Origin of the sequence: Kitasatospora sp. NPDC088346 (genome assembly GCF_044740765.1) — a bacterium.
In the GTDB taxonomy this organism is placed as follows: Bacteria; Actinomycetota; Actinomycetes; order Streptomycetales; family Streptomycetaceae; genus Kitasatospora.
Map to the genome: position 1 here is coordinate 1 of NZ_JBIURH010000058.1, position 9,009 is coordinate 9,009.

A 9,009-nucleotide genomic window follows, 5' to 3' on the forward strand; every position below is an offset into this window, starting at 1 on the left:
GGTACCTCACCCCACTCGAAACCCGAGCCAGACTGCAGCACGACTTCACCCCCGCAGCGTAAGCACCCGCTGTCCAGTTCCAAGGGGGAACTTCAAAGCCTGTGCCGATCAGGCTTGAGGAGGTCACGGGGAGTCCCCGACATCGCCAGGCATTCAGCAGCCGAGGGCGGGGCGCTGTGCGAGGGTCTGTGCGGCGACCGGCTCTGTGGCTGATCCGGTGGTGCCGGAGAGCACCAGTGCATGACGATGTGTCGTGCTGGACGCCAACGAGCCTGTGAACACGGTGTTTTCGGGGATTTCGCCGCTGGTTGTGGACGGTGTGTCCGACGAGGAAGGGCTGATCCGGGTCCGCGTGCGGACGCCGGGAGGTCCTGTCGCCCGTCCCAACCTGTGGTGTCGAGATCGCAACTACGCGACCGTCCTCATCGACGCCGAGACCCGCGAACGCATCGGCATCCGAACCACCAAGCGCCCCCGCCCCGGCTGCCGATGCACTCCAGGCCGAGCTCGCCGGCGCACGCAAGAGGATCCGCGAGCTGGAGGAGGAGCGCGACATCCTGCGCAAGGCCGCCCCGTCTTTCGCAGGGGAGGCGTGCCGGTGCACCGCTGCGAGTTCGTTGCCGACCAGCAACGCCCCTATGGCGTCGAGCGGTTGTGCCAGGTCCTGGGAATCGCCCGGTCCAGCTTCTCCCGCCAGCTCCGCCCCGCCCCCGACCGCGCTGCCAGGCAGGCCGCCGACGCCGAGGCCACCGCCCGGATACGTACGGTCCACGCGCCCTCCGACGACACCCACGATGTCCCGCGCGTCACCGCCGGGCTCCGCGACCAGGGCGATGTCGTGAACCACGAGAAGGTCGCCCGTCTGATGGACGCCGCGGGGATCGCCGAGCCGCGGTTGCGCCGCAAGCAGCGCACCACCATCGCGGCCCCGGCCGCCCCAAAGGCGTACGACCTGGTCGGCCGCGACTTCACCGCCGACGAGCCGAACCGGACGTACGTCGGTGACATCACGTATCTGCCCGCCGCTCGGCCGGAGGTCACCCTGTGTCACGGAAACCCGTCGAGTTGTCAGGTTGCGGCCCAGGTGAAAGCATGAGAAGGCACCGCTTCCATCGAGGGAGGTCCACGATGACCACCCCACCGAACAGCGGCGGATCCGACAACAGCCCAGGCGACAAACCGGACCGGACCAAGGACATCCACGGTCCGCAGGATCCGCTGGTCGACAGATTCCGCCCGGATCCGGCGCACGCGCCCGTCCGAGGAATCACCCTCAAAGGCTTCCTCGGCGACAGCGACCGCGAAGGACACCGGCGGCTGTACCTGACGAAGAACCTCGACTACTACGTCGAGTTCGCCACCGACGACGTCATCGACAGCGCCGGTATTCCGCCGGACCGGCCTCCCTTCGTCGGAGCGGAGGCAACCGAGGTCACGCTGAAGGAAGGAGCCCATGTCAGCTACACCCACAGCGCCCCGGTCCGCCCGTCGGACGACTTCGACCTCGACGTCCGCCGGGTGAGCCGGACGGGCCCGAGGGGCCCGCAGCGCGGCCGAGGGCTGACACCACGAGGGTCACCAGCCGCCCTGGCGCGTCGCGCGGCCGGCCGCTTCGCTCCGCAGGAGGGCTGCACGTGCGGCGCCCCCTGTGGCCAGCAGACGATCGAGTTCGTCTCCTGCGCCTCGTGCGAGGACACCTGCGTCTCGTGCGAAGGGACCTGCGACCAGACCTGTCCGCAGTCCTGCAACGGCACCTGTGACGACACCTGCCAGTTCACCTGCGCTCCCACGTGCGCTGCCACATGCGAGACCTGCTTCACCTGCAATACCTGCGGGGATACCGGGTGCACCGTGTGCTGTGAAATTCTGACCGGCGTGGCCTGCGGCTGACGGTCGCCCGCCCGGCGTGTCACCGTGCCGGCCGCCTTGCCGTTCGTGGCTGCTCCGCTGCTCCGAGGGAGACCACATGACGCGACGCGAACTCGCCCACGCGACAAGCGCTTTCGGTGCGACAAGCCGTTTCGAGTCGCCGACGGCCGACGGGCGCGACCCGGAGCCGCGCCCGTGGCGCAGCGTGCTCGACGGCGACCGGCGGGCGGCCGCGCTGGCCGCCGCCTATGCCGCCGCCGAGCGCTGCGTGGATCGCGCCCGCATCTGCGAGGCGCTGGCCGGTGCCGCCCATCAGACCCGCCTCCCCCGGACGATCGACTGGCTCTCCCCCGGGGTGGCCAGGGGAGACGCCGGAATCGCGCTGCTCTGCGCGTACCTCGACCGGTGTCGGCCCGGACAGGGGTGGGACGAGATCGGCCACCACTTCCTCGTCACCGGGCTCGAAGGCATCGGGCTCGACGGCATCGGGCAGAATGCCGCGCGGATCGGCTCCGGACTCTACAGCGGACTCGGTGGCACGGCGTTCGCCGTCGCCGCGCTCAGTCGCGACGGCACGCGCTACCGCCGTGCGCTCGGCGCCCTCGACGACGAACTGGTGCCCCGTGCAAGGCTCATGGCCGCGCGGCTCGCCGAGGGCCGCCACGGTCGGCCGGTGGGCGACTTCGACCTGGTCTCCGGGGCGAGCGGACTGGCCGCCGGCCTGTTGCCGCGCGATCAGCACGGTTCGCTCGCCGACCTGCTCGGCGCACTGGTCCACCTGGCCGAGCCGAACGGCGCGACGCCGCGCTGGGCCACGCCGGAGGACCAGCTGGGTGACCCCGCGACGCGGCCCATCTACCCGTACGGCAACCTCAACTGCGGGCTGGCGCACGGGATTCCCGGGCCGCTGGCGATCCTCGCCCTCGCCCTGCGGGCCGGCCGTGAGGCCCCCGGCCAGGCGGCGGCGGTCCGCCACCTGGCCGACTGGCTGACCGCGCACCGCCTCGACGACGCGTGGGGCGTCAACTGGCCGTCGGCCATCCCGCTGCCGGCGGCGCCCGGACGGCCCCCGCCGCCGGACCCCGGCCCGGCGCGCAGCTCCTGGTGCTACGGCAGCCCCGGGATCGCGCGGGCGCTCTGGCACGCCGGCGAGGCTTTGGACGACGAACAGCTGCGCGACCTCGCCGTCGAGGCCGTCACCCGCGTGCTGCAGCGGCCCGACGCCGCCCGCCAGCTCGCCTCGCCCACGTTCTGCCACGGCGTCGCCGGACTGCTCCAGGTGGTACTGCGCTTCGCCCACGACACCGGCCTGCCACAGTTCGCCGCCGGGGCCGAGCAGTTGGTCGACCAGCTGCTCGATCACTTCGATCCCGACCGTCCGCTCGGGTACGCCGCGGTGGAACCGGCTGGCAACCGGGTGGACTCGCCCGGCCTGCTCGACGGAGCCCCCGGCGTCGTCATGGTCCTGCTGGCCGCCGCAACCGACACCGAGCCCACCTGGGATCGGTTCTTCCTGCTGTCATGACGGTCAACGGCCCTGAGCACCGCCGCCGCGCGCAGCCGATCTACCGGCCTCTGGGCTGGACGGTGGTGCGGGCACCGCTGCTCCCGGTGGACGCGCTGGCCACCGCCGGCGCGGCCACCGGCGGCGACACCCTGATGCCCGACGCGCCGCAGGTCCGCCTCGCCGTCGAGGTGGCCAGCCGTGACCTCGCCGCAGCCCTGTACCGCACCCGCCCCAACGACCCGGAAGCTCGGCGGGTGCGCCGCAAGCTGACGCGCTACCTGATCCGCATGTGCACCAGGCCGACGCCCTTCGGTGTCTTCGCCGGCGTCGGCCTGGCCCGCTGGAGCGACCACACCGATCTGGCGCTCGGGCCCTACCCGCCGCGCACCCGAACCCGGCCGGACATGGCCTGGCTGCTCGGGCTCATCCACCGCCTGGAGGAGGAGCCGGAGATCCGCGCCGGATTGCGGCTGGTCACCAACGCGGCGGTCGTCCTGCGCGGCGAGCACGCCCTGCTCCGCGACGCCGGAGCCGACGGCGCGGCGGACACCGTCTCGGTCCGGCTGACCCCGGCCGTACGGCAGGTGCTGGAGACGGCGCGACACCCGGTCGCGGCGGACGACCTGGCGGCCGGGCTCGCCGGGCTCGCCGGGCTGGCGGGCGCGACCCCCGACAAGGCGGCCGGGCTGGTCGAACGGCTGCGGGCCCAGGGCTTCCTCCAGACCGATCTCCGACCGCCGCTCACCAACGGCGACCCCGCCACCCACGTCCGCGAGCGGCTGGCCGCCGTCCCCGGTGCGCGGGAGCTGGCCGCCGGGCTCGACCACCTGTCCCGCGACCTCGCCCGGTGGGACGTCCTCCCGCTCGACGCACGGGTCCGCCCCTGGGCTGACCTGCTGGAACGCGCCGACGGTTTGCACCCGGCGGCGCCCGGAGACGCCGTCCTCCAGACCGACCTGGCCCTTCCCCTGGCCGGCCGGGGCCTGCACGCCGAGGTGGCGGCGGAGGCGGCCCGCGCCGCCGAGCTGCTGCTCCGGCTGAGTCCCCTCCCGGCCGGCCCGCCCCGCCTGCAGTCCTACCGGCGGGCGTTCGTGAGCCGTTACGGGGCGGAGCGCCGGGTTCCCTTGTTGGACCTGCTGGACCCGGACGTGGGGCTCGGACCCCCCACCGACTCGTCGGCCCACCAGCGCTCGACCCCGCAGCCGCCGCAGCGCAACCGGCTGCTGCTGGACCTCGCCCTCGCCGCCAACCGGGAGCACCGCCAGAGCGTCGACCTGACCGACGAGCAGATCGAGGCACTCACCGTGTCCCGGCCCGATCCGGCCGCCTGCCCGCTCTCGCTGGAGCTCGCGCTGTTCCTCACCGCCGCGTCGCCCGCCGCCCTGGACGCCGGTGAGTTCCGGCTGGTCGTCGGCCCCAACCTCGGCGCCCCGGCCGCCGGCCGTCACCTCGGCAGGTTCGCCGACCTGCTCGGCCCGGACGCCCGTACCGCCCTCGACGAGATCGCCCGCGCCGAGCAGGAGGCCAGCCCCGACACGCTGTTCGCCGAGGTCGTCTACCTGCCGCAGCGGGCGCGCTCCGCCAACGTCGCGATCCGGCCGGCGGTCCGGACCCACGAGATCGTGCTCGGCACCGGGCCCGGGGTGCCGCACCGGGACGCCATCCCGCTGCGCGAGCTGGTCGTGGGCCTGCACGAGGGCCGGTTCAGCGTCGAGTGGCCCGCTGCCGACGCCCGGATCACCGGGGTGCAGGGCCACATGCTCAACAGCATGAGCGCACCCGCCCCGGTCCGCTTCCTGCTGGACGCCGCCGCCGACGGGCGCTGCCAGCCCTCGCTGTTCTCCTGGGGCCCGGCGAACGGCTTCCCGTTCCTGCCCCGGGTCCAGTACGGCCGCACCGTGCTCGCCCTCGCGCAGTGGCGGCTCGACGCGGACGACCTGCCCACCGGCGCGGGCGAGGAGTTCGCGGCCGCGCTGTCGGCCTGGCGGCAGAGGTGGGCCGTCCCGCACCTGGTCTACCTGTGCGTCGGCGACAACCGCCTGCTGCTCGACCTCGCCGACCCCGACCAGGTCGAGGTGGCGCGCGAGGAACTGCGGGCCCTGCGCGGCACGCAGGCCTTGCAGCTCCAGGAGGCGCTGCCGCAGCCGCAGGACGCCTGGCTGCCCGGGCCGGACGGCCGCCACGTCTGCGAGCTCGTCGTTCCGCTGGTGCGCGCGCGGGCCGCGGCCGTGGAGCCGGCAGGGCTCGACGGGCACCCGGCCGGTCACGCGCACGCGGCCGACGCGGTGGCGTCGGCCACCGACACCGTGGCGTCGGGCACCCGGTTCCGGCCGCCTGGAAGTGACTGGCTGTACCTCAAGCTCTACGGCAGCCCCTGGCAGCAGGACGAGCTGATCGCGGGACCGCTGCGCACCTTCGCCGAGTTCGCCACCGCCGCCGGACTGGCCGACAACTGGTTCTTCATCCGCTACTCGGACACGGACAGCCACCTGCGGATCCGCTTCCACGGCGAGCGGTCCGCCCTGCTCGGCCCGCTGATGGACCAGACCTGCCGCTGGGCGGAGGACCTGCTGGCGACCGGGGCCGCCACCAGGCTCGCCTTCGACACCTACGAGCGGGAGGTCGAACGCTACGGCGGCAGCGACGGGGTACGGGTGGCCGAGGAGGTCTTCGGCGCGGACAGCACCTCGGTCGCCTGGCTGCTCCAGGCGGGCGAGGAGGGGGAGATCCCGCTCGACCGCACGGCGTTGGCGGTGAGCAGCGTCGACGACCTGCTCGACACCCTGGGCCTGTCCGAGCCGGATCGGCTGGCGTTCCTGCGCGGCGCCGCCGAGACCACCCGCGAGGGCGGTGACGAGTACCGCCGCCGCGGCAACGACCTGCGCCTGGCCCTCGCCGGTCCGGACCGGCCCGACACGGAGGTCCTGCGCCTGCTGCTGGGCCAGCGCCGCACCGCCCTCGCCCCTGCGGCCGCCCTGCTCGCCACACTGCGACAGGACGGCAGGCTCCGGCGCAGCCACGGCGCGCTGTGCCGCAGCTACGTCCACATGCACCTCAACCGGCTCGGCCTGGGCCCGGCGGGCGACGGCGAAGGGCTGGTCCTCGAACTGCTGCGCCGTACCCGCCAGGGCCTGGCCAAGGCGCCCGTCACCTGACGGCCGGGCGGTCGCCGTGGGTCAGGTCCCGGTGCGTACCGTGTCGCGCGGCCTGTGCCAGCTGTCGGGGGTGGGTTGGACGAGGATGGTCGGGTCGCGGCCGGACATGTGGCGGCGGCTGTCGCAGGGAGTGCACTCCAGGGCGTCGATGGGAGCTTCCTCGCGGAGTTCGATCGGGTGTCCGGGCGCCGCCGAGGGGGCGTTGCAGGTCCAGCGGGGCGGGCGTTCGGGGTTGGCGGCGCGAGCGGTCCGGAGTCCCTTCTCCCGAGCGGCTTCGTCGGCTTCCTGCCGGCAGTCGGGTCCCTCAGCCGCAGCAGTTCCGGGCTGACGGTCCGCGCCGGGGGTGGAGGCGGCGTTCTGCGGCGCCGGCCGCCGACCGGGCAGGCCCCGTCCTGAGGCTCGGCGGCCGCGGCCACCCCTCGTCCGAGTGAACTCCGCTCATGCGAGGCGAGTGTGACGCTGCGGCAGACGATGCGGTGACGGGCCGTCGGGAGACTTCCGGTGATCCCCCCCGAGGAGAGGAGCGCTCATGCCCGTCGCACCCACGTTTCCGGGCGTGTACGTCGAGGAGGTGCCCAGTGGAGTGCATCCGGTCGCTGGCGTGCCCACCGCGATCGCGGCGTTCATCGGCTGGTTTCCGCGCGGCCCGATGAACAGCCGGGAGGAGGTCCTCTCGTTCGCCGATGTGGAGCGGAAGTTCGGCGGCCTGCACGCCGGGAGCGACACCTCGTTCGCACTTCAGCAGTACTTCCTGAACGGTGGTGCGCGGGCCTGGGTGGTGAGGGTCGCCGCCCCCGGGAGCGGTGCGACCGCCCTCGGCAAGGCACATGCGAACGTGCGGGACTCGGCGTTCGCGGTCGTGGCCCGGGACGAGGGAGCATGGGGCAACCAGCTGCGAGCGCAGGTGTTCGGCACGGCCGACGCCGACCGGTTCGACCTGGTGGTCAGCCTGGTCGGCAGCGACGGCGGCCGGGAGGTGGTGCTGCGGCAGGAGGAATACCGCGGCCTCATCAGCAAGCCCGCCGCGGCCGCCGACCCCAACTACCTCTCCACGGTCGTCAACGCGGCCTCCGAACTGGTCACCGTCCAACCGGTCAACGGGAGCACGACCTTCAAGACCCCGTACCCGAGCGGCCTGGTCTCCTCCACTGCGTTCACCCTGCCGCCCGCCCAGCCGGGCGACCGGCAGGTGGTGGTGGCCGTCAACACGAGCCCGGCGGCTTCGGCGACCGTCACCCTGCCCGGCGATCTCGGTTCCCTGGAGCAGGCCGCCGCGGCCCTGCAGTCGGCGATCCGGACGGCGAACGGCGCCGACCCGATCTGGGCCCAGGCGGTCGTCCGGCTGCTGCCCGACCCGGCAGACGCCACCAAGGGTCGGCTCCAGATCGTGCCCGGCGTCGCCAACCCGGCCAGGTTCACCATCAACAACACCGGGTCGGACACCACCGCGGCCGACCTGAAACTCCACGGCGTCGCTCCCCCGGACGGGTCCGCCCCCCTCGTGGGCGGCGGCGACGGCGCCCATCCGGGCGCGGCCGAACTCGTGGGCAGCGAACTCGGCACCGGCACAGGCATGTTCGCCCTGGAGAACACCGACTTCACGCTGCTCTGCCTGCCCAGCATCGGAAACCAGCGAGCCGGCGACGCCGACCAGTTCGCCACCCCCGCCACGGTCGACGCCGCCTTCGCCAATGTCGTGGGCAACGCGATCGCCTACTGCCGCCGCAAGCGTGCTCTGCTGCTGCTCGACCCGCCGGACACCCACAACAGCCCGACCGAGCTGCGCACCTGGCTCCAGAGCCACAGCAACGTACGCGACGAGTTCAGTGCCCTCTACTACCCCCGGCTGAGCATCGCCGACCCGACCAGGAACTACCAGCCGCGCTCGGTCGGCCCGTGCGGCACGATCGCCGGCCTGATGGCCCGGATCGACGCGGCCCGCGGCGTCTGGAAGGCTCCGGCCGGTACGGAGGCCAAGCTGTTCGGCGTGCAACAGCTCGGCTACGACCTCACCGACCCCGAGACCGGCCTGCTGAATCCGATCGCGGTCAACTGCCTGCGCACCTTCCCGGCTTACGGACAGGTGGCCTGGGGGGCGCGAACGCTGATGGGCGGTGACGCCTCGCCGACGGACTACAAGTACGTCCCGGTCCGGCGACTGGCCAACTATCTGGAGTCGAGCCTGCTGATCGGCCTGAAGTGGGCCGTCTTCGAGCCCAACGACGAACCGCTGTGGTCGCAGATCCGGCTGAACATCGGCTCGTTCATGCACGGTCTCTTCCGGCAGGGGGCGTTCGCGGGGCGCACCCCCAAGGAGGCCTACGTCGTGCGATGCGACGCCACCACCACGACGCAGACGGACCAGGGGCTGGGTGTGGTGAACGTACTGGTGGGCTTCGCGCCCCTGCGGCCCGCCGAGTTCGTCGTCCTGCGGATCCAGCAGCTCGCCGGCCAGACGCAGAGTTGAGGGGAGTCCAT

The 9,009-nt window shown here is 73.2% G+C and carries 5 protein-coding genes; all 5 read left to right on the plus strand.

From position 1 onward, the window contains the following. Positions 1-253: 253 nt before the first annotated feature. The 5 genes from ACIOFR_RS36965 (at position 254) to ACIOFR_RS36985 (ending at position 8,998) form a co-directional block, all read left to right on the plus strand. A complete protein-coding gene (locus ACIOFR_RS36965; protein WP_401004399.1) occupies positions 254-1,096 on the plus strand; it encodes an IS3 family transposase in 843 nt (280 codons plus the stop codon). A 32-nt stretch (positions 1,097-1,128) separates the two neighbouring features. Then, complete coding sequence (locus ACIOFR_RS36970) at positions 1,129-1,890, plus strand: hypothetical protein (protein WP_401004401.1); 762 nt, start codon at positions 1,129-1,131, stop codon at positions 1,888-1,890. A 76-nt stretch (positions 1,891-1,966) separates the two neighbouring features. Then, complete coding sequence (locus ACIOFR_RS36975; protein ID WP_401004403.1) at positions 1,967-3,394, plus strand: lanthionine synthetase C family protein; 1,428 nt, start codon at positions 1,967-1,969, stop codon at positions 3,392-3,394. Continuing rightward, entirely contained in the window at positions 3,391-6,531 is a 3,141-nt protein-coding gene (locus tag ACIOFR_RS36980; RefSeq protein ID WP_401004405.1) for a lantibiotic dehydratase, read from the plus strand. The genes ACIOFR_RS36975 and ACIOFR_RS36980 overlap by 4 nt, the downstream gene beginning before the upstream one ends. 529 nt (positions 6,532-7,060) lie before the next feature. Next, on the plus strand, positions 7,061-8,998 hold the full coding sequence (locus tag ACIOFR_RS36985) for a phage tail sheath family protein (RefSeq protein WP_401004407.1): 1,938 nt from the start codon (positions 7,061-7,063) through the stop codon (positions 8,996-8,998). The last annotated feature ends 11 nt before the right edge of the window (positions 8,999-9,009 follow it).

Bases quoted from the DNA above. Each gene is read 5' to 3' on its own strand.
- ACIOFR_RS36970 (WP_401004401.1), top strand. From the start codon at position 1,129: ATGACCACCCCACCGAACAGCGGCGGATCCGACAACAGCCCAGGCGAC.
- ACIOFR_RS36975 (WP_401004403.1), top strand. From the start codon at position 1,967: ATGACGCGACGCGAACTCGCCCACGCGACAAGCGCTTTCGGTGCGACA.
- ACIOFR_RS36980 (WP_401004405.1), top strand. From the start codon at position 3,391: ATGACGGTCAACGGCCCTGAGCACCGCCGCCGCGCGCAGCCGATCTAC.
- ACIOFR_RS36985 (WP_401004407.1), top strand. From the start codon at position 7,061: ATGCCCGTCGCACCCACGTTTCCGGGCGTGTACGTCGAGGAGGTGCCC.